At 40.4% G+C, this 20,093-nt stretch carries 23 protein-coding genes and 4 pseudogenes; 1 reads left to right on the top strand and 26 read right to left on the bottom strand.

Annotated elements, in window-relative coordinates; genetic code table 11:
• Nucleotides 1-17: 17 nt before the first annotated feature.
• The 12 genes and pseudogenes from nusB to spoIIIAA form a co-directional block, all read right to left on the bottom strand.
• Entirely contained in the window at nucleotides 18-410 is a 393-nt protein-coding gene (gene nusB, locus RCG23_RS19535) for a transcription antitermination factor NusB (protein WP_308177017.1), read from the bottom strand.
• 290 nt (nucleotides 411-700) lie between these two features.
• Nucleotides 701-1,106, bottom strand: a pseudogene (locus RCG23_RS19530) (Asp23/Gls24 family envelope stress response protein).
• Nucleotides 1,107-1,128: 22 nt separating this feature from the next.
• Nucleotides 1,129-2,482: pseudogene (gene accC / locus RCG23_RS19525) on the bottom strand (acetyl-CoA carboxylase biotin carboxylase subunit).
• 14 nt (nucleotides 2,483-2,496) lie between these two features.
• Nucleotides 2,497-3,009 carry an acetyl-CoA carboxylase biotin carboxyl carrier protein gene (gene accB, locus RCG23_RS19520; RefSeq protein ID WP_308177016.1) on the bottom strand — a complete coding sequence of 171 codons (513 nt, stop codon included), beginning with the start codon at nucleotides 3,007-3,009 and terminating at the stop codon, nucleotides 2,497-2,499.
• 316 nt (nucleotides 3,010-3,325) lie between these two features.
• Entirely contained in the window at nucleotides 3,326-3,883 is a 558-nt protein-coding gene (locus tag RCG23_RS19515; RefSeq protein WP_308177015.1) for a SpoIIIAH-like family protein, read from the bottom strand.
• Between the two features lie 15 nt (nucleotides 3,884-3,898).
• Nucleotides 3,899-4,549, bottom strand: a complete 651-nt coding sequence (gene spoIIIAG, locus RCG23_RS19510) for a stage III sporulation protein AG (protein WP_308177014.1) — start codon at nucleotides 4,547-4,549, stop codon at nucleotides 3,899-3,901.
• Entirely contained in the window at nucleotides 4,542-5,171 is a 630-nt protein-coding gene (gene spoIIIAF, locus RCG23_RS19505; RefSeq protein ID WP_308177013.1) for a stage III sporulation protein AF, read from the bottom strand. The genes spoIIIAG and spoIIIAF overlap by 8 nt, the downstream gene beginning before the upstream one ends.
• A 10-nt stretch (nucleotides 5,172-5,181) precedes the next feature.
• A pseudogene (spoIIIAE, locus tag RCG23_RS19500) lies at nucleotides 5,182-6,380 on the bottom strand (stage III sporulation protein AE).
• A 35-nt stretch (nucleotides 6,381-6,415) separates the two neighbouring features.
• Nucleotides 6,416-6,865, bottom strand: coding sequence for a stage III sporulation protein AD (gene spoIIIAD / locus RCG23_RS19495; RefSeq protein WP_308180114.1), 450 nt, complete (start codon nucleotides 6,863-6,865; stop codon nucleotides 6,416-6,418).
• Nucleotides 6,822-7,025, bottom strand: a complete 204-nt coding sequence (spoIIIAC, locus tag RCG23_RS19490; protein ID WP_173070597.1) for a stage III sporulation protein AC — start codon at nucleotides 7,023-7,025, stop codon at nucleotides 6,822-6,824. Before spoIIIAC ends, spoIIIAD begins: the two co-directional genes overlap by 44 nt.
• A gap of 11 nt (nucleotides 7,026-7,036) precedes the next feature.
• Nucleotides 7,037-7,552, bottom strand: a complete 516-nt coding sequence (gene spoIIIAB / locus RCG23_RS19485; protein WP_308177012.1) for a stage III sporulation protein SpoIIIAB — start codon at nucleotides 7,550-7,552, stop codon at nucleotides 7,037-7,039.
• Nucleotides 7,553-8,476 (bottom strand): stage III sporulation protein AA, encoded by a 924-nt coding sequence (gene spoIIIAA / locus RCG23_RS19480; protein WP_308177011.1) that lies wholly within the window; start codon nucleotides 8,474-8,476, stop codon nucleotides 7,553-7,555. It abuts the gene before it with no gap.
• Between the two features lie 216 nt (nucleotides 8,477-8,692).
• On the opposite strand from spoIIIAA, the gene RCG23_RS19475 reads away from it, so the two are divergent.
• Nucleotides 8,693-9,379: an SIMPL domain-containing protein gene (locus tag RCG23_RS19475; protein ID WP_308177010.1), complete on the top strand. Its 687-nt coding sequence runs from the start codon at nucleotides 8,693-8,695 to the stop codon at nucleotides 9,377-9,379.
• Nucleotides 9,380-9,589: 210 nt separating this feature from the next.
• Here RCG23_RS19475 and RCG23_RS19470 read toward each other — a convergent pair.
• The 14 genes and pseudogenes from RCG23_RS19470 to RCG23_RS19405 all read right to left on the bottom strand — a co-directional run.
• Nucleotides 9,590-9,968: pseudogene (locus RCG23_RS19470) on the bottom strand (transposase); the annotation flags it as partial.
• Nucleotides 9,969-10,412: 444 nt separating this feature from the next.
• Nucleotides 10,413-10,919 carry a TlpA family protein disulfide reductase gene (locus tag RCG23_RS19465; RefSeq protein WP_308177009.1) on the bottom strand — a complete coding sequence of 169 codons (507 nt, stop codon included), beginning with the start codon at nucleotides 10,917-10,919 and terminating at the stop codon, nucleotides 10,413-10,415.
• 86 nt (nucleotides 10,920-11,005) lie between these two features.
• Entirely contained in the window at nucleotides 11,006-11,131 is a 126-nt protein-coding gene (locus tag RCG23_RS19460; protein ID WP_308177008.1) for a CcmD family protein, read from the bottom strand.
• A gap of 12 nt (nucleotides 11,132-11,143) precedes the next feature.
• Nucleotides 11,144-11,824: a cytochrome c biogenesis protein gene (locus tag RCG23_RS19455; RefSeq protein ID WP_308177007.1), complete on the bottom strand. Its 681-nt coding sequence runs from the start codon at nucleotides 11,822-11,824 to the stop codon at nucleotides 11,144-11,146.
• An 83-nt stretch (nucleotides 11,825-11,907) separates the two neighbouring features.
• Entirely contained in the window at nucleotides 11,908-12,588 is a 681-nt protein-coding gene (locus tag RCG23_RS19450) for a heme exporter protein CcmB (RefSeq protein ID WP_308177006.1), read from the bottom strand.
• Nucleotides 12,585-13,289, bottom strand: a complete 705-nt coding sequence (gene ccmA / locus RCG23_RS19445) for a heme ABC exporter ATP-binding protein CcmA (protein ID WP_308177005.1) — start codon at nucleotides 13,287-13,289, stop codon at nucleotides 12,585-12,587. The genes RCG23_RS19450 and ccmA overlap by 4 nt, the downstream gene beginning before the upstream one ends.
• A 24-nt stretch (nucleotides 13,290-13,313) precedes the next feature.
• Nucleotides 13,314-14,309, bottom strand: coding sequence for a hypothetical protein (locus RCG23_RS19440; RefSeq protein WP_308177004.1), 996 nt, complete (start codon nucleotides 14,307-14,309; stop codon nucleotides 13,314-13,316).
• Nucleotides 14,306-14,680, bottom strand: a complete 375-nt coding sequence (locus RCG23_RS19435) for a hypothetical protein (protein WP_308177003.1) — start codon at nucleotides 14,678-14,680, stop codon at nucleotides 14,306-14,308. The genes RCG23_RS19440 and RCG23_RS19435 overlap by 4 nt, the downstream gene beginning before the upstream one ends.
• Nucleotides 14,681-14,692: 12 nt before the next feature.
• Nucleotides 14,693-14,980 carry a cytochrome c-type biogenesis protein CcmH gene (locus RCG23_RS19430; RefSeq protein ID WP_308177002.1) on the bottom strand — a complete coding sequence of 96 codons (288 nt, stop codon included), beginning with the start codon at nucleotides 14,978-14,980 and terminating at the stop codon, nucleotides 14,693-14,695.
• 216 nt (nucleotides 14,981-15,196) lie between these two features.
• On the bottom strand, nucleotides 15,197-17,179 hold the full coding sequence (locus tag RCG23_RS19425) for a heme lyase CcmF/NrfE family subunit (RefSeq protein WP_308177001.1): 1,983 nt from the start codon (nucleotides 17,177-17,179) through the stop codon (nucleotides 15,197-15,199).
• Nucleotides 17,180-17,206: 27 nt separating this feature from the next.
• Nucleotides 17,207-17,659, bottom strand: a complete 453-nt coding sequence (locus tag RCG23_RS19420) for a cytochrome c maturation protein CcmE (protein ID WP_308177000.1) — start codon at nucleotides 17,657-17,659, stop codon at nucleotides 17,207-17,209.
• Between the two features lie 14 nt (nucleotides 17,660-17,673).
• Nucleotides 17,674-18,732 carry a hypothetical protein gene (locus tag RCG23_RS19415; RefSeq protein ID WP_308176999.1) on the bottom strand — a complete coding sequence of 353 codons (1,059 nt, stop codon included), beginning with the start codon at nucleotides 18,730-18,732 and terminating at the stop codon, nucleotides 17,674-17,676.
• Between the two features lie 240 nt (nucleotides 18,733-18,972).
• A complete protein-coding gene (locus tag RCG23_RS19410; protein ID WP_308176998.1) occupies nucleotides 18,973-19,626 on the bottom strand; it encodes a c-type cytochrome in 654 nt (217 codons plus the stop codon).
• A 10-nt stretch (nucleotides 19,627-19,636) separates the two neighbouring features.
• Nucleotides 19,637-20,065: a PCYCGC motif-containing (lipo)protein gene (locus tag RCG23_RS19405; protein WP_374049862.1), complete on the bottom strand. Its 429-nt coding sequence runs from the start codon at nucleotides 20,063-20,065 to the stop codon at nucleotides 19,637-19,639.
• Nucleotides 20,066-20,093 lie beyond the last annotated feature (28 nt).

The following is a 20,093-nucleotide window of genomic DNA, read 5'->3' as shown; positions in this document are numbered from 1 at the left end:
AACAATCTGGAAGAGTGTCAAGATAACTGCTGTTTTACTTTTGAAAGAACTCCGTTAATAAACTTGCTTGACTGGTCATCTCCATATAGTTTTGCAATTTCAATGGCTTCGTCCAATATTACATTTTCCGGCACGTCATTTCGGCAGTATTTAAGCTCATAAACAGCGATTCTTAAGAGGTTCCTATCAACAGTTGCCAGACGTTCAATGGACCATTTTTCAAGATTCACCTTAATCAATTGATCAATTTCTTCCTTGTTTTCAACAACACCCAATACTAAAAGGTTTAAATAATCGTCTCCCGCTTCCCCTTCAAGAACATGTTCAATTGCAGAAGCTGGTTCCGTGCTGCTTACATCAATTTGGAAAAGAGCCTGAAGCGCTTTTTCCCTTGCCGTTCTTCTCTTCATTATACCTTTAACTCCTTTTCAAAGGACAATAAAATTATGTCCAAATTTCATCAACTATCATGATTTATTAGTAATCGTTCCATATCTAATTCCGGATAAATGCTGTTTCCAGGGAGTGAACGATGTCCGCCCTTTTATCATTTCCCATGAATTAGCAATCTGGCTGATTTAATAATCTTTAAGCACATAAATGATAATAGCATATATAAAATTACTTCGCACTGTAAGCAAAGACTTTTTTCTAAAAAGAAAAAGCCAGATGGCACCATGATGCCCCTGGCTGTCTGACATTAAACTTCCTGTTCAATCTCAGTTTCTTGCTTTTGGTTTTCAAACTGGATTCCTACAATATGAACATTGACTTCTTCTGCATCGAGTGCCGTCATATTCAAAAGGCTGCCGGATATTATCTTGAATCTTTTGGGCAACAGCAGGAATCGATACACCAAATTTCATCAAACAGTACACATCAACTTTAATGCCTGTTTCTGTCAGCTCGACTTTAACACCCTTGCCATGGTTCTTTTTCCCTAAACGCTCTACTACCCCAGTTGCAAAGTTTCCACGCATTTGTGAAACACCTTCCACCTCTGAAGCAGCAATTCCTGCGATTACTTCAATTACCTCGGGGGCAATTTCTACTTTTCCGTGACCATTGTTTCCTTGATTCATTTCCAGAATGCTGTTTTCTGTCATAAAGAACACCTCCAGATTTTCACTAAGACTTCATCACATCATACATTTCAAGAAATTTCGTATTAAACTGGCCTTCTACGAACTTTTCGTGTTCAAGCAGCTTTAAATGGAAAGGAATTGTCGTATGAATACCTTCCACGACAAATTCACTAAGCGCTCGTTTCATACGGGATATAGCTTCTTCCCGTGTGCTGCCGTATGTGATGACTTTCGCAATCATGGAATCGTAATATGGCGGTATTGAATAACCAGGATAAGCAGCTGAATCAATACGGACACCTAAACCACCCGGTGGCAGGTACATATTAATTTTTCCAGGAGAAGGCATAAAGTTTTTCTCAGGGTTTTCTGCATTGATGCGGCATTCAATTGCCCAGCCATTGAATATAACTTCTTCCTGTTTCAGCTGAAGGCTTTCCCCGGAGGCAACCCTAATCTGTTCCTTAATCAAATCCACACCTGTTACCATTTCCGTTACCGGATGTTCAACCTGTATCCTTGTGTTCATTTCCATGAAGTAGAATTTGCGATTGCTGTAGTCATATATAAATTCTACCGTGCCTGCACCTGTATAATCAACTGCTTTTGCGGCTTTTACTGCTGCATTTCCCATTTCGTTACGAATTTCGCCATCAAGTGCAGGAGAAGGGGTTTCTTCCAGTAGCTTTTGAAGTCTGCGCTGAATGGAACAGTCCCGTTCACCTAAATGAATCGTATTTCCAAAAGAATCAGCAAGCACTTGAATTTCGACATGCCGGAAATCTTCGATGTACTTTTCGATATAGACGCCTGGATTTCCAAAAGCGGTAAGAGCCTCTTGCTGGGTAATATTAATCCCTTTAATTAACTCCTGTTCGTTTCTGCGCCAGCCCGGATTCCTTTACCGCCGCCACCAGCCGTCGCCTTAATTATAACTGGAAACTCGATTTTAGCGGCAAGCTCCAATGCATCATCGATATCTTTAATTATGCCTTTTGATCCTGGTACGATTGGCACCCCGGCTTCCTTCATTGTTTCACGGGCGATGTCCTTCGTTCCCATTTTCGTTATCGCTTCAGGAGTTGGCCGACAAATGTAATATTGCATTCCCTGCAAAGTTCAGCAAAATCGGCATTTTCAGCCAAGAATCCATAACCGGGATGGATGGCATCGCAGCCAGTAAGATTGGCTACGCTGATAATATTCGTGAAATTTAAATAGCTGTCTTTAGAAGCAGTAGGCCCAATACAATACGCTTCGTCAGCAAGCTGAACATGTAATGCTTCCCGATCTGCCTCGGAAAATACAGCAACCGATTCGATTCCCATTTCCCGGCAGGCACGTATGATCCTTACCGCGATTTCTCCTCTATTTGCAATTAACAGTTTTTTTATCATCCTGTTACCGCTCCTTATTCAGGCTTTACTAAAAATAATGGCTGCCCGTATTCAACTAATTGGCCATTTTTCGCGAGTACCTCAACGATTTCGCCATTTATTTCAGCTTCGATTTCATTAAATAATTTCATGGCCTCAACAATACATACAATTGAGTCATTTGACACTTTAGAACCTGTTTTAACGTACACATCCGTATCCGGAGATGGAGAGGCATAAAAAGTTCCGACCATTGGAGATGTAATTTTATGTAGATTGGATGTTTCTGTTTCTTTAACAGGCTCTGGTTGCACTTCTTCCTGTTTTGCTTCATGCTTCACAGCAGAAGGTGCAGATACTGGTGCCTGATGCTGAGCCTGAACTGGAGCGGAAATAGCTGCATGAGGAACAGCGCTTGCAACCATAACGGTTTCCGCAGCGTTCTTTTTCATTTTAATTTTAGAACCCTCATGTTCAAAAACGAATTCATCAATGCTGGACTGATCGACCAGTTTTATCAATTCACGGATTTCCTGTACTTTTAACATTACGAAAGCACTCCTTGTCCAACTTTTTTAATATTTTTTTAATAGGCAGGTCTAGTCTTTTAAGTGCATGCAACATCCATTTTTATGACTAGATACTAATACTATACGATAATACCTAGTAAAAGTTCAATAATGGATTATTTACACATAAAATAAATTCTTTGAAATTTCTCCTATCTACATCTTAAACGTTTCTAGCAAAAAAGTGAAATTTCCAAGTTTGAAATTAACTTTAAAAACGAAGATGGCACCCCGATTGGGATGCCTGTTTTTTGGAATGTATATAAGAGGAGAGCCCCTTTATTCTGATATAACCTTATTTAGCAGGCTGAAATTTAACAGCCACATAATTCATTTCTTTAAATTCGTTTTTAACCTGGCGGATGATTTCATTTGCGGCAGCTGCGGATGATTTCTTTTTGGATTTAACTGTAATGCGAACCTCTTCTCCATCTGCCCGTACCAGCGCATCCTCATAACCCATGGCTTTAATTAATGTTTCAAGCACTTCTTCCTTTTGGGCAGCTTCATTTAATTTCTGCATTTGATCATATGCTTCGCTGCGTTTGTCTGCGGGCAAATCAGTCGAAGCTACTTCATCGCGTAGATTTTCAATTTGCTGACTGCGTTTGTCCTCAAGCTCCATGCGAAGTGACTCAAATACTTCATCGCTTGCTTCTGAGGTAACAACTGTTTTGCCTTCTGTTTTCTTTGATGCCACTGCTTGTTTCTTTACTGTACTATCCTTGGCTTTTTGCTCTACTGCTGTAAAGTCTGTGCTTTTCTGTTCAGGAGAAGTAATGTAATACACTGATAAAACCACCACTAATGATAACATCGTTAATAACCAGACTGTTTGTTTTTTCAATAACATGAATAAGTCCCCCTTTTATTTTTTAGGCATTACAGCAACACGATGGCTTGGTACACCCAGCGCTCTCGTAACTGCTTCAATGATCCATTTTTTCACTTGAATATCTTCAGCACCCTTGGCTACTACGAGAACACCTCTAATTTCAGGTTTTTTCGTTTCCACTATGATTGGAACTTCCTTATCTCCATTACGTGTAATGACCAGCTGTTCATCAACTGACGAATCCTCAACCTTACGTGTTCCGCCTTCTTTATCTGTCTCATTGGTTGTCTGATTTTTTAATACTCTATTTTTTTCAAGAACCTTTGTTTCTGAGGAATCAATATTTACAACAACTCTTACATCTTTTACACCGAGCATTGCTTCCAGAGCGTCTTTCAATTGGCTTTCATATGCCCTTTCATAATTCGATATGTCCTTGTTGCTTGATGATTTTTTTATGCCAAAAGCCGGAACCTCCTCGGTTTTGGCTGCTGTGCTCTTCATTGACGTCAATGCTGGGCTGGCTGTTTTATCCTTAAAAAGAATATTGCCCGCCAGCATGAATGCTGCCCCGATGCAAAGGACAAGCAGCATATATTGGTATTTTCCAGCTTTTTTTTCTGATGGCTTTTCATTAGACAGCCATTTTTTCAGCCATGAAAACGGCCCATTTTCCTTATCCATTCTTACTGGTTCGCCCCCCTTCAATTGAAACTTCGATTGCTTTTACTGATACATTCCATTGCTTTGAGAGAAAAGCCGCGACCTTTTTTGCTGGTTCTGTGTTTTTTTTCGATGGAAGAGGTGCTTCTGTATCAATATCAATTTGCTTTACAGCTTCCACAGTCTCTATTTCCTTGTCTGGATGTTTCAGAAGAACCGTAACCTTTTGCAGGTTTTCAGGAAAGGTTTGATTAGTCTTTTCATCTGCTAAAATGTCAATTTTGGCAATTTCTAATCCAAACTGGTCCATCAATTCCCCCTCTACACCCTTTTTAAGCTGGACAGCCATTTCTTCTAAAATATATGCATGTTGGGAGGCTTGTATTTCTTTTTTCTTCATTTCTATTAAATTTTTCATATTTTTTTCACCTGGCGTTTCCAAAGCTGGTATGGAGGCTATCGCTGTCTCGAAATCCTTCGAAATGAGCTTCATTACCGGCGTAAGAATAATGGCGATCAATAGAAGGCCGGTAACAATTTTAATGTACTTTCTCATGTTCGAATTAGGCAGGAGCATATCGATTACGGATGCCAGCAGAATGAACAAAATAATATTAGTTATCCACTCTATTAAAAAACTCATCTTTTTCCCCCTACCTCATCATCATCGTTAAGTTTCCCGCCGCGACAATGACTGTAATGCTCAGAAAGAACATCAGGGAGACGATGCCTAAAGCTGCAAATACGTAGATGACACTCTTACTGATGATATCGAGGCAGGAAATTACAGGACCGCCACCCAGTGGCTGCAGAATAGCCGCAGCAAATTTATAGGTAAACGCAATCATCAAAATTTTAATTGCAGGAAAAGCTGCAATAATTAATAAAATGGCTACACCCGCTATGCCGACTGTGTTTTTCAGCAGGACAGACGCACTAATAACCGTGTCTGTCGCATCAGTAAACACTCTTCCAATTACAGGAATAAAGTTTCCGGTAACAAATTTCGCTGTTCTGATTGCTACCCCGTCAGTCACTGCCGCGGAAGCACCCTGAACGGATATGACTCCTAAAAACACCGTCAGGAATAGGCAAGGAGCCCGATGCTCCAATTTCTTAACAATTGTGATAACTGGCTTACCTTATGCTGTTCTGACATCGTGCTGACAATGCTCAGCAGGGCTGCGAGAAATAGGAGGGGCAGAATTACATATTGAATGAAAAGGCCGCTCGTATTCATTAAAAAAAGAATTACTGGATGAAAAAACGCAGCAGATACAACTCCCCCAGAAGAGGCAATTAAAGCAAGAAGAAGAGGTATAAGCGCGAGAACAAACGAGATCATCGTACCAATCGCTTCGTTCGTATAGTTAATAGCGACATGGAAGCTGTTTAGGGCTATGATTACTAGGACCATAAAGACAATGGAATAGGCTACCTTGCTAATCGCACTTTGTTCAAATGCGTTTTGCATGGATTGGAGGAGCATGCTGAAAATGGTTAACATGATCAGCGATCCAAGCAGCTTTCCATTGACAAAAAATTCATGGAAGGCAAATTTTATGATTCCCTGTATCCATTGCTTAAAAGAGAACTTCTTGTCCCCTTTAATGAAATCGTAGAGGCTCCCTTTCTGGCTTTCCGGTAAAAACCCCCCGTATTTATTCATTACTTCCTCCCAATAGGATTTCAGCTCTGTAAAGTCCAGCGACTTTAGTTGTGAATCAACCAGTGCTTGAGGAGAAACGGGAATTTGTCCTTCATCGTTTTTTTGGGAAGCCTGTACACCTGGAGTGTATAAAAAACAGAATACAAGAATGATAATAGGAATAATCTGCAGCCTCTGCTTCACTTTTTCACCTCTTTAATTAAGAAATGGCACCCTCATCAGCCTGGTATTAATTTTATGATTGTTTCAATCATGACCGTTAAAATGGGGATGCCCATAGCGAGAATCAGGATTTTGCCGGCTAATTCTATTTTTGAGGCAATTGCCCCCTGGCCTGCATCCTTGGTGATCTGAGTGGCAAATTCAGCAATATAGGCAATCCCGATTATCTTCAGAATCGTTTCGACATAAACCATGTTCACTTTTGCATTGACAGCCAGTTTTTCTAGCATAAAGATAATTTCATAGATTTTATCAACGAGAAATAAAAAGATGACACACCCTGTAAAAACAACCAGCAGGAACGCAAAGTTTGGTTTTTGCTCCTTAATAATCAATGCCAGGAAGGTGGCAATCAGTCCGACCCCGACTATTTTTAGAATCTCAATGGCAAAGCCCCCCTTTCTATTGAAATAAAAAGACGGATTTAATTTTTTGGAAAAGGTCATCAACAATGGACGCTACCTGAAACAATATATAAATAAAGCCAAAAAGAGTTACCCATTGCGCGTATTCTTTTTTCCCAACCTGGTCCAGGACAGTGTGCAGGAATGCGACGACAATTCCGACCCCTGCTATTTTAAAAATAATATCAACATCTAAGCCCATCGCTTTTCCCCCTAAATCAATAAAATGGTGAGTAATAATCCTGATAGAAAACCAAGACTTTTAACCATCTTTTCGTACTTGGCCTGTCTTTCGCTTGCATCCGCTTCTTCCCTTTCAAGATGAGATAAAGTGAGCATGATTTGCTTTTGCTGGGAATATCGGTCATGCCTTCCAAGCGTCTCACCGAACTGGTTCATAATTTCAAATTCCCCCTGCTTTAAGGCCGTCATTTTCCAAACTTCCTTTAAGCTCGATTCCCACGCTTCCTTTACTGTCGTTTCTGTCCCAGTTAATTTTTTAGCAAATGCTTCAAAAAACCAGGATAGAGGCTTGGACAACTGGGTCGACAATCTCCTTGCTGCTTCGTGCAACGGAGTGTGGCCATACATTATTTCTGCCTCAAGCGATTGAAGTGCTGATTTCAGCTGGCGCAGCTGCCTTGGCCTTTCGCTTAAATGCCTTGCCGCTTCAAATCCCGTCCAGGTGGTAGCAGCAATAATGAAAATGGCTCCAATTATTTTCATCATTTAGGTCACTCTCACTTTTTGATTCATTTCCATGCCATTCCCATCTAATATTTGGGTAATGGTACCAGGGCCTTTTTTGCGGGTAAGGACGACAAAACGCTGAAAAATTTTACGGTCAATTATTTCCTTTAAGGATGGTCTGTTATGAATTTCTGCTAGCGAGTTTCCATGTGTTGTCATGATTAATTTAATCCCTGCATGTATTGCTTCCATAATGGCCTCTGCATCTTCTTTTCTGCCTATTTCATCCACAACAAGAACATCAGGGCTCATGGAGCGAATCATCATCATCATGCCTTCGGCTTTTGGACAGGCATCCAAAATATCAATCCGCGGGCCAAAGGTTAATTGTGGTATGCCATTTATACATCCCGCAATCTCCGAACGCTCGTCAATCACCCCTACTTTTTCTGCCTGGAACCCTCTTCGTGAGTCCCCTGTTGAGATGATTCTGGCTATATCCCTCAGAAGTGTGGTCTTTCCAGTCTGTGGGGCACCGATGATCATGGTATGCCGCCAGCCTTCCTCTCTGATGAATGGGATTAGTACTTCAGCTATACCTAGCTTTTCTTTCGCGATCCTGATATTAAAAGAAGAAATGTCTCGAATAGCCTTTACTCTCCCCTGCTCGAGGATTACCTTGCCAGCCAGTCCGATTCGATCGCCTCCTGCGACGGTAATATATCCGCGCTGCAACTCTTCTTCCATCGTATAAATGGAAAAGTGGCTGATTTTATTCAATAGCTGAACCGCATCCTCCGGTAAAACTGAATAGGATAAAAAATGTGGAATTCCATTCATAGTGATTTCAATCGGACGATGAATGCGTACTCTAATTTCTTCTATTTCTTTCTTTTGAACCGGAGGGATGCGGTCGATGATTTCTGCAATGCTTTTAGGCAAGAAACGAAGGATAGATTCCATATAGCTGCCTCCTGGCGCTTGTCTCATTAGTTAAAATGTATGCCTTCCTGTACACTTTATGACTTTCATTTCAGGCAAATCTTTTAAACTTCCAATTCACATTCAGATTTACTGTATGACCTGCTACAACTTGCTACTATTAAAAACCGTGTGTAGCATTTTAAAGCACTTTTGCACGTAATGTATAAAGCAGGCTAAATATGAGGGGGAAATGAAGTGTACAACAGCAATTTTCCAAACCCAGGAATTCACTCCGGGATTCAGGTTGAACGGCAATCTTCCAATTTGATAAAAGTGATTGGACAGGGAGAAATATCTGTACCGCCAGATATGGCACAGGTAAGTATCGGGGTCATTACTGAAAGCAAAGTTTTGCTTGAGGCACAACAGCAAAATTCAAAGGATATCCAAAGGGTACTGAACTCTTTACACGCCTTAGGCATCCCAAATAACAAGATTCGCACCTTCGATTACCGGATTGATTCCGAGTACGATTATATAGAGGGGAAACAAGTTTTTCGGGGATTCAAGGTTACTCATTTGCTAGAAGTAAAAATAGAAGACTTAACAAAGATTGGGACAATTATCGATACCACAATAGAGAACGGTGCCAATTATGTATCAAATATTCAATTCAAAAGCAGCAGGAAAGAATATTATTATCAACAAGCTTTAACCGCAGCGGTAAGTAATGCGATTCAGAAAGCTGAAACGATTTCTGCAAAACTAAGAGTCCGCTTAAATCCAATTCCTTTTCGAGTTTCCGAAGGCATGGAGGAATCCCCACGGCCGTTTTACCAACCTGGTACTTTTGTAAAAGGCGCTACCTCCACCTCAATTGAACCTGGGGAAATGTCCATCAAGGCAACAGTAACAGCTGATTTTCATTATTTTTCCTATTAAAGAATACTCACCGATTGGCGAGCCTTTAAGGGCGAAGACAAAAAGCATAGTTGCCCTTATACTTTCTTATTAGCTAATCAAAAGGACTGCCATAAGAACAGTCCTTTTAGGTTGTCGACAAAAGGGGTTTGGAATGTTCTCATTCCAAACCCTTTTTGTCGATTTTATTAGGTTTTCACCTAAGGTTAGACCACCCCTTAGGGGCAGCCTCTAGGCCATTACTGAACCTCTCCATGTCCAGTTGGCCATCTTTTTAAGATTCAAGGCAGCGAGAGAGTAATCATCGCCTGCATGGACAATTTTTTAAGACCCCTCAGGGTTGTCCAACGCATGCCATGCTTTTCTTTTGCATCTGCGGATACGCGCTCAATCGATTTCTTGCGCTTCGCATAGATCTCTTTTACCTCTTGTTAATGCCTCAGTTGGTCAACTTTCTCTACATACTCTTGCCAGATATGCCGTGTCACTACCTTTTGATGATCCTTGCTATCTGTACATTTGGCTAAAATGGGCAGGTGGAGAAAATATGCTTTGGGGATTTATATTCCCGATATCCCTCTTTATTGGTGGTCGAATACTTCAAGACCTTGACTAAGTCATAAATGAAAGAGAAATCAAGAGCCGATTCCATCTTACAGACCAAATGGCCCTGAGGAACACGGTGGTCTAAAGCAACCATTTCATGTTGAGCTCTTTGGGTTGGGCTGTTTTTCGAAAGCACCTTCATCACCTCTAGCGTTATACGTATCTATTTTAAAATAGGCTTGGTTCTATTACCACACTACCTTTCGAAACCCTGTTGATTGGAGTGGAGGGCGCGAGACTCCTGCGGGAGCAGCGGGACAGGTGAGACCCCACAGACGCAGTGCGCCGAGGAGGCACACCGCCCGCCCCGCGGAAAGCGAGTGCCTGGAATGGAGATCAACAGACCCATTCTAAGACAGACTAAAATAAAAAGCCTGTAGGCAAGCTCGATTTTCATCGAGTTTGTCTACAGGCTGAAAGGACTGCCATAAGAGCAGTCCTTTTATGTTTATTCATGTTTTTTTACCATCTCGTATAATTGCATTTCAGTTAATGGGCAATTATAATGCTCGCGGATGATTCCTTTTTTATCGATCACAAACGTTTCGGGCTGCGCTGTCACATTATATACCTTTGAAACATTCGCATTGTAGTCGAATAAATAAGTCGAAGTCGTCTTATTTTTTTTCACGAACTTTTTGACCCGATCTCTGGTTTCCCCTCTGTCAATTATCAATAGCTTATATTTATCCCCATATTCCTTTTCAAAAGCTTCCAGCTCAGGGGACTCCTCTACGCACGGAGCACACCAGGTCGCAAAATAATTTAAGATTATCATGTGTCCTTTATAATCTGAAAGCTTTATTTTCCTGCCTTCCAAGTTTTCGAGCTCAAAGTTGTAGGCTTTGTCACCTACATCCGTTTTTTTGCCTTTATTCACCAGACTATAAGCAAAGAAAACAAACATGCCCATGACAAGAAGCAGGATGAGTATTTTAATACCCCGCTTGTTCATTGTTCTTCCTCCTGAATGCGGAATTCAATAATATCAGCTGTTTTTTCATAAACCAGCCCTTTAAACAATATCCTTCAGCTTCAGTATTATTGATCCAGCTGTTTTAAGAACTCGATTTCTTTTTTTAATTTTGCTTGCCGCCTTCCTAAAATCATCATGTATCCAAAAATGATCAGCCAGATTACTGAGTATGCTCCGTATAAAAAGTTCATTTTTATTCCCTCCTATTTTTCAAGCTCTTCTCTTAATTTTTCTTTATAGTGATTTACTTTTATTTTCATATTTTCTAAAGCTACTCCCTTTTGAAGCAGATAGCTGTAAAGGAAGGTTAATGCTGCAATGGAAACCAAAAGTGCCACCAGCATATTCGGCTCAATTCCGCCGCCCTTTTGTGATGGTCCATCACCAAAAACAATTGGATGGAATTTGGACTGCCACCACCGGATAGCGAAAAATACAATCGGTACATCGATGAAGCCGATAATGCCAAACACAGAAGCCAGACGAGCTTTCTTATCCCACACCCCATCCATCTGGCGAATCATGATATAAGCCAAGTAAATGAACCAAAGAATCAATGTTGTAGTAAGTCGGGGTTCCCATGCCCACCAGGTGTTCCAGGAAGACTTCGCCCAAATTGGACCTGTCGTTAAAACAATCGTCGTAAAGACAACTCCTATTTCAGCTGATACATACGCATATGTGTCAAAGATCCGTTTTCTCTTTGCCAAATATAAAATGCTAAATACAAAGGTGATGAAAAATGCCAGGAAAGCACACCACGCAGATGCAACATGGAAGTAAAAAATCTTCTGTACCACTCCCATTGTTTTTTCAATACTAGAGTAGATGAATATCAGATAAATTGAGGTTAAAACCGAAACTACAGTTGCGCCGAATAGCAATTTGGGGACAATCGGGCTTTTCTCAGCAGAAAACTGCGATTTTAACAGTGCAGCCGATCCCTCTCGAGATTTACGCTCATCTCTTATACCTCCAGAATATATTCGATTAAGATAAAGCAAAGGACAAAAAAGATAACATCATAGGCAGAGATTAGTTGAATCCATGCCATAGCACTTGATACCTTTTCAATATTGGTTAAGATAATTCTTGTTGCCTGGACTGCGCCAATCAAAATAGGACTTGTGATGGGAAAAAGCAAAAGCGGCAGCAGCATTTCACTACTTTTTGAATTAGCAGCAAGCGCTGCCAGGAAAGTACCGATGCTGATAAATCCAAAGCTGCCTATCAATAATACTAATAAGAAATAAGAAAAATGTCCCAATATCTGAAAATCAAACAGCAGGAACAAGAATGGCAGGGATACTAATTCTACCACCATGATCATGGTAAAATTAGCCAAGAATTTACCGAGGAAAATACTCGATGCATCCATTGGGGCAATCATAAGCCCCTGCATCGTATCATTCCGCTGTTCCCCTATAAAGGACCGATTCAAGCCAAGTATTCCGGCAAACACGATAATTACCCAGATAACCCCTGGAATGACAGCTCTTGTGGTATTGTTGGCAGGATCAAATGCAAAGCTGAATACCAGAATGACCAAGCCTGCGAAGATGATCATGGTTGCCAAGACCTGCTTCGTCTTTAACTCTGAATATAAATCTTTTTTCGCGATTAAGAGGGCTGACCTGAGCAGCATCATGACACTCCCTCCACTTGAAGCTGATATTTTTCCGAAACAAAATTTAATGCTTTTTCTTCCAGGCTGAAGTCATCTGCTATTTTCCCATTTTTAATGATAATGATCCTATCGCATATTTCTGTTGCCTGTTTGAAATCATGTGTAACCATAATCGTTGTGGTACCTTTTTCCTTCATAGAAAGGATTACATTGTTTAAAATCGATATTGCCCCTTGATCCAAGCCTGTATGCGGTTCATCCAATAGCAGAATCGGCGGTTCATGGATAATTGCTCGTGCAATGGCTATTCTCTGGATCATCCCTCTTGAGAAGTTTTTGACAGGTTCGTTTAAAAAGAAGGAAAGACCGACCTCTTTTACCAGTTCTACTGCCCTCTCTTCAGCATTTTTCACTCCATACAAATCACCAAAAAATACAAGGTTTTCCTTAGGAGAATAATGGTCATAAAGTAAACTGGAGTGAGGTAAATAGCCGAGCATATTTTTTATTTCCAGCTGATTTTTCCTTAAATCCAGCCCGTTGACCTTCACGTGACCGGAAGTGGGTTTAATTAATGTTGCAAGAACCTTTAATAGAGTGCTTTTCCCGGCTCCATTAGGTCCCAGAATGGCAACCGTTTCTCCCTTTTTTATTGAAACGTCGATTCCACGCAGGATTAGTTTATTGTCTGCCTGTTTTATAAGCTTCTTTATTTCAATCATCTGCAGCACCTCCCATTCCAGCTGTTACTCGACGAATTTGCGAAGATTTAATTTTACTTGGACAAGGTGCTGCTTGTATGCCTGGAGTTTCGCAAGGTAATCCTCTTCAGACATTTCACCATTGCCGTGCGTCTCTTCTAGTTCAAGAATTTTATCCATTATTACTTTTTGTTTAGCCATTAAATGTTTAAACGCTTGTTCTTCTTTATCAGATCCGATTCTTTCCGCTTCCAGTCTATCTTTCCTTTTAAAATAGCCATAGTATGAAATGCCCGCAAAAATTATCACTAGAAGAATGATTAACAGAACGTGCGGATTGAAGCGGTGAAGGGGTGACTGTGCCCACATCCGAAGATGACCTGGATTATGGAAGGGAGGTGCAGAATGTGTAACATTTCCAGTCTTCCCTTTTTCAGTTTCCGCATTGGCTGTTGCTGCTGCATTAGCTTTAGGCTGCTTATCTTTGTTGTAAATCATTGTGAAGGATTGGTTTACCTTAATTCCTTCAACACTGTAACCAACGTATTTTTGGTCTTCAAATTTAAATTGGCCCTGATTGGTGAATTGAACCCCTTTAAACTCAACACTTCCCATGCCTTCGGGTACTAGCACCTGCATGACTTGAACTGGGTAATCAAATTTAAAATTGATTTCCTTTCCTTTTGGCATCCGGTAACTATAGGGAAGAACAAGTGTCTGATTTGCCGGGAATGGGTCTGTTGTAATAAAACCTTGTGAACTTTGTTTTATAGCAATCTTATTGTCCAAAAAATTTAAATCCTTTGCTCCTTCAGGGAGTGAAACCTTCAACACAGCCTCACTCTTTCCATCACCCTTATACTCTTCATTTGATGGATTGGTATAGTTCACCATATTCATCATATTGGTGGATCCATCCTCTGCAGGGCTGACAACAAGATATTGCATATCAATTGATATCTTCTTTTCTGATGCCGCAAAAGCGTTCACTGGTATGAATAGCAGCAGTCCAAGGAAGAAGATGGTGATTTTTCTGATCACTTTTCTTCCCCCTTTTTCTTTTTATGCCCCTGCATTGCCACTTCAATTTCGTTTTCTATCTCTGCCATTAAGCCTTTATCGACCAGTTTTTCTGCGGCTTGTTCATCAGCTTTCATTATGGCTGCAATTTGGCTTTCGTATTGTCCTTTTAATATCTTGTAATCGTTCTCGGATATTTTATCCATCTTGTACTCGAACTCTATTTCATTGAGTGTCGTAAAAAGAGCTTCCTTCATGCTGGCAGAGTCAGCAGATTTTATTCCGAACTGCAGATAGGCATCCCACTTGAATAATGGTGACAGGATTAAGAAAAGGCAGCCAAGCACAAGAACAGCAGTAAAGACCATTGAAATGATTGAAATATCCTCCATTTTGTCCACATCCTAAAAATACTTTTTTCGTTCCTCATCGATTATGGAAGAGAGAATTTCATTTTCCAACTCATCCTTCTTGTTCTGATCCTCTAAGGATGGACCGGTTTCCCCTTTTTTCTTCACCCATTTTCGAAGGATAAAAAACAATGCCGCTCCCGCTCCAATAATCGCTGCAAAAGGAAGGATCCAGGCAGCCAGGCTAAAGCCGCTTTTCTCCGGTGCAGTCAGAATTTCTTCCCCGTAAATCTTCACGTAATAATCACGGATCTGGTCCTTATCCATTCCTTTGTTCATCATTCCAACAAGATCTTTTTTAAATTCTTTCGTTAAATTACACGTATTGGGATCACATTCAAAGTGATCCTGCCGCACCCGCACGTGCAGGAAAACTGTGACGCTACAGCTTTAAATTCTGCGGACTTGTAGTCAATTTGTTTCGCTTGAGCATGAATGAACGACCATTGGAGTGCTAATATTAAAACTAAAACCCCGAGGAGAATTTTGTTTTTTACGTTAAAACACCTCTCTGCGCACTCCGGTATATCGTGGAGTAACATTTTGGTATTTTCCGTTCCACACTGCAAATAGCGAACCGATTACAATCATGAAGGAACCAATCCAAAGCCAGTTCATCATTGGGTTGACCTTTACTATAAAGGTTCCACGGCCATTGTCTTCCCAGGCACTAAGGACAATGTATAAGTCTTCCTTAAAGGAAGAAATAATCGCGACTTCTGACGAAGGCTGATCCCAATGCCCGTAAAATACTTTTTCTGGCTGGAATGTTCCAAGTAGTTTCCCGTCCTTAAATACGGTAACATCAGCATAGATGATGTCGTTGATTCCTTCCTTGCGCTGGTCGAGCTTATCGTAATTGATGCGGTAATCCTTAATCTCAATGGATTTCCCAAGGTCAATTGTCTTCATTGTCTGCAGGTCATAGTTTTGTGAACCAATGATGCCCATCGTAATAAAAGCAATCCCAAGGTGAACCATATAGCCTCCGTAACGGCGGCGGTTTTTGCTCATTAAGCGATAAAGGGCGACAAGTGGATTTTCGCCTGTCATCTTTCTTCTTGCTTTAACACCGCGGTAAAACTCGAGATAGTGTGTAATCAATAACAACGCTATTACTCCGTATCCAATAACTGCCCATACTTTTTGAATACCGAGGATCACCATCAGGATCATGGCTGTAACAGCAAGGAAAGCTGGAATCATAAAATTCTTTTTCAAGTTTTTTACTGTGGATCTTTGCCATGCAAGCAATGGGCATACCGCCATGACAAACATCATCGATAATAGTATTGGAGCTTCCACCTTGTTAAAGAAAGGCATCCCTACGGTTACTTTTGTGCCCCGAACAGCCTCTGAAACAAGGGGGAAAATTGTTCCCCAGAAGACAGCAAATGCCGCGCCGACAAGGAGCAGATTATTAATTAAGAAGCTGCTTTCCTTTGAAACAAAGGAATTGAATTCCCCTGCGCTGCGTTTAATCAGGTTATAGCGGCTCATCAGGATATATAGTGCGCCAATGACAGCAACACCCATAAAAATTAAGAAATACAGACCAAGATTGGAGTTGGCAAATGCATGGACAGAGGTAAGTACACCACTGCGTACAAGGAAGGTGCCAAATAGTGTCAGCGCATATGAAATAATAATTAAGCTAATATTCCATACCTTCAACATGTTTTTCCGTTCCTGGATCATGACAGAATGGAGGAAGGCGGTTGCTGTAAGCCACGGCATAAAGGATGCATTTTCGACCGGATCCCATGCCCAATATCCGCCCCAGCCCAATTCAACGTATGCCCACTGGCCTCCAAAAATATTTCCAAGGGAAAGGAATAACCACGCAATGATGGTCCAGCGCCTTGTCATCTTAATCCAAAAATCATCCATATTCTTCATAATCAGCGCTGCCATTGCAAAGGCAAATGGAATGGATAGTCCAACATAACCAAGGTATAAAGTGACTGGATGAATGATCATACCCGGATTTTGCAGCATTGGATTTAATCCTTTTCCCTCTGTGGGTACTTCGCTTAATAGGACAAATGGCTTTGCAACAAAACCAAGTATAAAAAAGAAGAAGACAGCGTTTGCTAATAAAATGGATACAATATAGGGAACCATCGGGTTTCCCTTCATTTTTCTTGAATAAGTAATCATCAGCATATAAAGAGTTAAGAAAAACGTCCATAATAAGAGCGATCCTGAGTTCCCAGCCCATAAAGCAGTTAGTTTGTAGATGATAGGCAATTCACTGCTGGTATAATCCCTTACATATTCGTATTGGAACTGGGAAGAACCAAGAAGGTAAAATAACGTGATCATTGCCAACCCGGCACAAATGAAAAGGCCAATCACGCCCCCTTTGCCACTGTTAACAAGTTTTTGATTTTTTGTACTTATCCCTAAGGTCATAATCAGAAGGGAATAAATTGCTAATGCCAAGCCTATAAAGATTGTTGCATTCGCGAATAAATACATGTCGTCACCTTCTTATTGGTTTGCTTCTTATTTTTGGTGCGGTGGTTTATTCAGAAGTTTTTCATGTTTCTTAGGATCATAGTCTTTCATATCCTTGCCCTCATACTTTGAAGGGCACCTAGTTTTAACGGTTTCTGCTTTAAATGTGTCCTTTTTGGTCGGAGACCCCTGTAAAATCGTTATGACTCCTTCTGAAAAATTATCCGGTTTAATACCATTGTGAACTACATGCAGCAGATTTCCTTCATTGTCCCTTACATCGAACTTTAATTCGATTTTGTCTGCATCCCATTGAATCGATTTTTCTATCAATAGTCCTTCGACAGTAACATAATCATCTTTGTGATTCTCCTGCGTAGCGAGAAGCTGTTTTAATGTCAGTTCGATTCCGCTCGAGCCAGGAGTCGCGGCCATCAGAAGGAAAACTATTGCACCCGCGATAATAAAGCCTCCAAGCATGACAATTGTATTCTTCTTCATCTTTATCCACCTCTCTAAATTAATTTTTTCATTTCTTCTTCATATGTCTCTTGATCAATCTTGCCGTTTAATAGTTTTTTGCGAAGTTCTTTTTTTTCTTCTGCGTTAGATAATCTGCTTTCTTTCCTCACAACTTGTTTCTTCTGTCCCTTTTTGTTTTTGCTTGCTGCTTTTGCCTGAGTTCGTGAGCCCTTCAATCCCAGGAATACAAAGGCTCCGGCAATTATGAGTGAAACCCCTATAATCAGAGCACCTGGTATGCCGATAATCGGCTGTTTCACCTCAGAACTTTCTCCATTTCCGGAATTGTTTAAAACCTGGTCAGTCGCTGTATTACCGCCATTAACTCCAGTATGATTTTCATCTTTTGGAGGCTGCTTTTTATCAATTGCCGCTAATGTAGATTCGGTTCCGTCCTTTTTATATGACATTCTATAATTAACACGATTGTCTTTTTTTACATTTTTGTAAGAGTAATAATAGATGTCTTCTCCATATTCGCTCTTTGAAGTGTTTTGAGGCTGGGGATCAAACTTAATATTCTTAGCATTAATCGGTGCATAAAAAATCACATCTAACTGATCAATATCAGCTGGTGGTGTAAAATGATAAGCAAAGCTTTTTGTATCTTTCATGGCAATTGGATTTGAATAATACTCAACTACAAATTTATAAGTTTCGTTATTTTTGATAGGAGATTTCGGTTTCCAAGAAATAATTCCATTGGCCTTATCTACGTCATATGGGCGTTGAACCTCTGGCTTTGATTCGGATGGAAACTCAGCCACTAGATAGACTTGAAAACTTTTTTCTTTTGTAGGAACTTTTATTTCGATTTTTCCATCAAAATCATTACCGCTTTTATTAACAATTGTCCCATATTGCCCTACCAGCAGAGATGGCTGGTCCTTTTGCCATTTTTCCGGATAGTCAAATTCAGGCATGACCTGTATTTGCATTTGTTTATAAGGAAACTGGCCGGCTTGAAATGCTCCTTCTGCATAAACATTTTTGAAGGTAATATTTGATATAAATGATGTGATAACTAATAAAGCCAATAACTTCTTCAGCATACTAATCCCCCTTGACTTGGAAAAGCCATTATCTAAATGCAGGATTTTCCAACATAGCCCTCTTCGAAATAAATATAATCTTTCATGAGGCCGAATAGTTGAAGCACTCTTGAACATTTTGTTAAAGGAGGATTTTCGTTACTTTTTTGACAAAAAATCACCACAAAATGTTCACATATCAATTCCTGTTGAATTCAAAAATAAAAACCCTCCAGCAAAAAGAAGGAGGGAATTAGTATATTATTTAATTTGGAGGGATCGGATATAGGAAACAACATCTGAAATTTCTTCCTCTTTCAACTGGCGGACTCCATCAAGTCCTTTGAGGGATGGAGACATTCGGGTTTTCTCCCGGCCATAAGCCGTATCAATCCATATTTGTTTATCCGTTGTATATTGTAAATATTGAGGATTAGCAAGAGCAGTCCCCATCTTCAATTTTCCTGCTCCACCTTCACCATGGCAGCTGAGACAGTATAGATTGTAAAGTCTTCTGCCATTTTCAGGTTCGCCAGCAATCTTTCCAGGGGTCTTAAAATCTATTTTTTTCTCCTGCCAGTCTCGCATAAAAGCAACAAGATTTTTAATATCCTTCTCAGAAATTCTTTCCTTATATGCCGGCATCAGGGTCCCTTCTCTGCCAAATTTCACGTTATTGTATAGGTCCTTATCCGAGAGAGAACTCAGGAGCTGCTCGTTATTAATAGAGGTACCCACATTTGCTCCTTCGCCTTTTCCTGTCTTGCCATGGCAGGAAGCACAATGCTGATTATAAATTTTTTCTCCGGCTTCTATCGCTTTAAAATCCTTGTTGTCTTTGAAACTACTATTGTTGAATAAGACAATAATCCCTAGAGTAATGAGTAGGTAACTGCCTACTAATAGTTTTTTCATGGGAATCCCCTTACTTTGGATCAGGCGTTGGAGTTGGCTCACCTAAGTCTTTGTACTTCTCTTTAATTAAACGGTTAATTTCCTTCAGACTTTTTCCATCTCGTTTCATTTGTACCGCCTCCCGGGCGATATCAATACAAGTGTCTCACGATATACTCATAGGGTCCCATTCTTCAACTGCATTATTCGACCCCATCTTATTTACATAGCAGTCAAGATTGCTCTCGTGCCCATCTGAAACACCACATCCGCAATAGCAGGGAACCGACGCAAGGACTTCTGGATATTTAGAAGCCATAATATATGTTTCTTTAACTTTGTCTGATGAATTAAGCACATAATCAGGTAACGGCTTATGCTTTTTATCGAGCGTCATATTTTCCTTATTGGAGGTACATCCAGATAACAGGCCAACTGCAAGAAGGTGTAAGAAAAACAGAAGTGAATCGTTTCATCATTGTCACCCC

It is taken from the genome of Neobacillus sp. PS3-34 (genome assembly GCF_030915465.1).
GTDB lineage: Bacteria > Bacillota > Bacilli > Bacillales > Cytobacillaceae > Neobacillus_A.
The sequence above is the reverse complement of the archived record's forward strand: the minus strand, read 5'-3'. Positions and strand labels throughout refer to the sequence as shown.

Bases quoted from the DNA above. Each gene is read 5' to 3' on its own strand.
- nusB (WP_308177017.1), bottom strand. From the start codon at position 410: ATGAAGAGAAGAACGGCAAGGGAAAAAGCGCTTCAGGCTCTTTTCCAA.
- accB (WP_308177016.1), bottom strand. From the start codon at position 3,009: ATGTTAAAAGTACAGGAAATCCGTGAATTGATAAAACTGGTCGATCAG.
- RCG23_RS19515 (WP_308177015.1), bottom strand. From the start codon at position 3,883: ATGTTATTGAAAAAACAAACAGTCTGGTTATTAACGATGTTATCATTA.
- spoIIIAG (WP_308177014.1), bottom strand. From the start codon at position 4,549: ATGGATAAGGAAAATGGGCCGTTTTCATGGCTGAAAAAATGGCTGTCT.
- spoIIIAF (WP_308177013.1), bottom strand. From the start codon at position 5,171: ATGAGTTTTTTAATAGAGTGGATAACTAATATTATTTTGTTCATTCTG.
- spoIIIAD (WP_308180114.1), bottom strand. From the start codon at position 6,865: ATGACCTTTTCCAAAAAATTAAATCCGTCTTTTTATTTCAATAGAAAG.
- spoIIIAC (WP_173070597.1), bottom strand. From the start codon at position 7,025: ATGGGCTTAGATGTTGATATTATTTTTAAAATAGCAGGGGTCGGAATT.
- spoIIIAB (WP_308177012.1), bottom strand. From the start codon at position 7,552: ATGATGAAAATAATTGGAGCCATTTTCATTATTGCTGCTACCACCTGG.
- spoIIIAA (WP_308177011.1), bottom strand. From the start codon at position 8,476: ATGGAATCTATCCTTCGTTTCTTGCCTAAAAGCATTGCAGAAATCATC.
- RCG23_RS19465 (WP_308177009.1), bottom strand. From the start codon at position 10,919: ATGAACAAGCGGGGTATTAAAATACTCATCCTGCTTCTTGTCATGGGC.
- RCG23_RS19460 (WP_308177008.1), bottom strand. From the start codon at position 11,131: ATGAACTTTTTATACGGAGCATACTCAGTAATCTGGCTGATCATTTTT.
- RCG23_RS19450 (WP_308177006.1), bottom strand. From the start codon at position 12,588: ATGATGCTGCTCAGGTCAGCCCTCTTAATCGCGAAAAAAGATTTATAT.
- ccmA (WP_308177005.1), bottom strand. From the start codon at position 13,289: ATGATTGAAATAAAGAAGCTTATAAAACAGGCAGACAATAAACTAATC.
- RCG23_RS19435 (WP_308177003.1), bottom strand. From the start codon at position 14,680: ATGGAGGATATTTCAATCATTTCAATGGTCTTTACTGCTGTTCTTGTG.
- RCG23_RS19430 (WP_308177002.1), bottom strand. From the start codon at position 14,980: ATGATGAACAAAGGAATGGATAAGGACCAGATCCGTGATTATTACGTG.
- RCG23_RS19425 (WP_308177001.1), bottom strand. From the start codon at position 17,179: ATGTATTTATTCGCGAATGCAACAATCTTTATAGGCTTGGCATTAGCA.
- RCG23_RS19420 (WP_308177000.1), bottom strand. From the start codon at position 17,659: ATGAAGAAGAATACAATTGTCATGCTTGGAGGCTTTATTATCGCGGGT.
- RCG23_RS19415 (WP_308176999.1), bottom strand. From the start codon at position 18,732: ATGCTGAAGAAGTTATTGGCTTTATTAGTTATCACATCATTTATATCA.
- RCG23_RS19410 (WP_308176998.1), bottom strand. From the start codon at position 19,626: ATGAAAAAACTATTAGTAGGCAGTTACCTACTCATTACTCTAGGGATT.